The organism is Kluyvera sp. CHPC 1.2972, assembly GCF_036759925.1.
Classification (GTDB): Bacteria; Pseudomonadota; Gammaproteobacteria; order Enterobacterales; family Enterobacteriaceae; genus Kluyvera.
Genome location: NZ_JAPKIB010000037.1, coordinates 1 through 2,315, shown reverse-complemented (window position 1 = coordinate 2,315; position 2,315 = coordinate 1). Strand labels below are relative to the sequence as shown.

Here is a 2,315-nt window from a genome sequence, read left to right as displayed (position 1 = left end):
GAAAACCAGTATTATCAACGGCTCGGAAGTGTCTAGATTATCCGTGGCGATTCAGTTTCGCCAGTTCCAGCAAAATCGGGGCAACGCAATATCGACCGAAAAGTAGCGGCATTGTCACCCTCAGACGACCATTCACTTCATGCCGGGCATTATCCAGCAATGCTTCGGCCTCCCGGAGTTCGTTCAGGGCTTTGGTGCAACGCTCATAATAAATTTCGCCCTCTTCGGTAAGACTTTGGCTGCGTGTGGTCCGGTGAAAAAGACGCACACCCAGCCGTTCCTCAAGCCTGGCAACCGTTTTGCCGACAGCAGAGCGACTTAATGCCAACTGCTCCGCCGCTTTGACGAAACTACCGGCTTCGGCCGCCGCCACAAAGACGGCAATACCTTCAACGCTATCTCTAATATTCATCAATATTGTCGCCCTGAGGGAGTTAATGTGTTGCGAAAACATCCGCATTGAAGCTTTTATTCTACATTATGATGAAACCAGCCATAAGTTCATATGTGCTTAAAATGACCGAATCGGCGAACGGTAAATTGATATTTGGTACAACCCGGTCAAATCTGACTTAAATGGAGTAAGGCAATGCCTAATCAGCAACCCGCATATCTTGTTGGAAATTTCACCGTTAACGATCCGCTTTTGATGGAAGAGTATGTCCGCAAAGCGGGTCCACTTGTTTTACAACATGGTGGGAAAATGGTGTTGTCGGCAGAGGCAGTCACTCCGGTGGAAGGTCACTCGGAGTCCGTCCTGGTCATTATCCAGTTTCCTGATATGGAAAAGGCAAACGAGTTTTACCATTCCGAGGAATATGCCCCACTTAAACAACTCCGCATTCAAGCAACCACTGGGGGATTCCTTATTCTGACCCATGGTTTATCCGCAGACCTTTAATCTGGAGGCCAGATGAGCATTTCGCATTTAAAATTCCCTGTTAATTCCACGACTCAGATACCCGCCGTTGGCTTCGGTACTTATCTCATTGAGCAGGATGACGCCGCACAGGCGGTCCAGACGGCAATAAGCGCTGGTTATCGCCACATCGACACGGCGGCGGTATACCACAATGAGCAAGGCGTTGGAGAGGGGATCAGGCAGGGACTGGCTTCAAATGGCCTGAGCCGTGGCGATCTCTTCGTCACAACGAAATTATGGCCAGGCGCGGCAGAGTGGGGTGAAAAACCCAAAACATTCGAGCAGACCCTGGAAGCCTGCGAGAACAGCCTGCATCTACTGGGGCTGGACTATATCGATCTTTATCTCATTCATTCACCTCACGGCGGCTCGCAGCGTCTTAACGAGTGGAAGGCTCTGCTGGAACTGCAAAAAATGGGTAAAGTCAGAAGTATTGGCGTCAGCAACTATTCGCAGATTCATCTTGATGAGATTGAAGTGGCGGGGCTCCCCATGCCGGATGTGAATCAGATTGAACTGCATCCCTGGTCTCAGAAATCCGACCTTATTCAATACATGCGCGACAGAAGTATTACCCCGATTGCTTACAGTAGCCTCGCTCCCCTTTCTACATGGCGCACGGGTGCAGGTCAGGACAGCGCTAAGCCCGATGAACTTAAAGCAGGAGATAACGTGTTTGCTGAAATGGCGGCCAGCTATGGTGTGACGGAAGCGCAATTTCTGCTGCGTTGGGGGATACAAAATGGTTACGCCGTTCTGCCCAAAAGCCTCAACCCGGTTCGCATGCGCCAGAATTTAGATCTTGCTGGTTTTGACATTAAGCCTGCTGATATGGATCTTATTCGACATATGGACCGTGGCGCCGGCATCGCATGGTCTATGGGCGACCCCACTAAAGTGTCTTAGTTTTTAACGCCTGATACAGGACTACCTGTATCAGGTAAATTCTATGTTACTTTCATTTTTATGCAGAAATAAAACGATGACAACAAGCCTCCAGTTCGACTTCTCTACGCGCCCACTGGTTCCTTTTGCCCATGATTACCCCCACGGCGCGACGGAACCCTGGCACCGCCACGACTGTGCCCAGCTACTGCATACGCTGAGCGGTGTGGTAAGGGTAGAAACAGAGCAGGGATATTGGATTGTCCCGCCGAGTCGGGGCGTATGGTTGCCAGCAGGGACACATCATTGTCTGAAAATTACGGGCAACGTCGCAGCCAGAACGCTGTTTATCGACCCTTTCGCCCGCGCTGACTTACCTTCAGTGTGTCAGGTTGTTCAGATTTCAGACTTACTGCGAGAGTTGATCATCAATTCGTTGTCATTACCCACGCATGAAGTGGTTTACTGAATTTGGCCACCTGAACAGAGGTGATATGCTCACCTCAGA

Annotated in this window: 2 protein-coding genes and 2 pseudogenes; 3 read left to right on the top strand and 1 reads right to left on the bottom strand. The window is 50.2% G+C overall.

Going from position 1 to position 2,315, the window contains the following annotated elements:
• Positions 1-55: 55 nt before the first annotated feature.
• Positions 56-412: pseudogene (locus tag V6944_RS23245) on the bottom strand (LysR family transcriptional regulator); the annotation flags it as partial.
• A gap of 177 nt (positions 413-589) precedes the next feature.
• Here V6944_RS23245 and V6944_RS23240 point away from each other — a divergent pair.
• The 3 genes and pseudogenes from V6944_RS23240 to V6944_RS23230 all read left to right on the top strand — a co-directional run.
• Positions 590-901 carry a DUF1330 domain-containing protein gene (locus V6944_RS23240; protein WP_333500669.1) on the top strand — a complete coding sequence of 104 codons (312 nt, stop codon included), beginning with the start codon at positions 590-592 and terminating at the stop codon, positions 899-901.
• 12 nt (positions 902-913) lie between these two features.
• Positions 914-1,828 (top strand): aldo/keto reductase, encoded by a 915-nt coding sequence (locus V6944_RS23235; protein WP_333500668.1) that lies wholly within the window; start codon positions 914-916, stop codon positions 1,826-1,828.
• Positions 1,829-1,904: 76 nt separating this feature from the next.
• Positions 1,905-2,255 (top strand): annotated as a pseudogene (locus tag V6944_RS23230) (AraC family ligand binding domain-containing protein); the annotation flags it as partial.
• Positions 2,256-2,315 lie beyond the last annotated feature (60 nt).

Excerpts from the sequence above, each read along its gene's own strand:
- V6944_RS23235 (WP_333500668.1), top strand. The coding sequence starts at position 914 with ATGAGCATTTCGCATTTAAAATTCCCTGTTAATTCCACGACTCAGATA.
- V6944_RS23240 (WP_333500669.1), top strand. The coding sequence starts at position 590 with ATGCCTAATCAGCAACCCGCATATCTTGTTGGAAATTTCACCGTTAAC.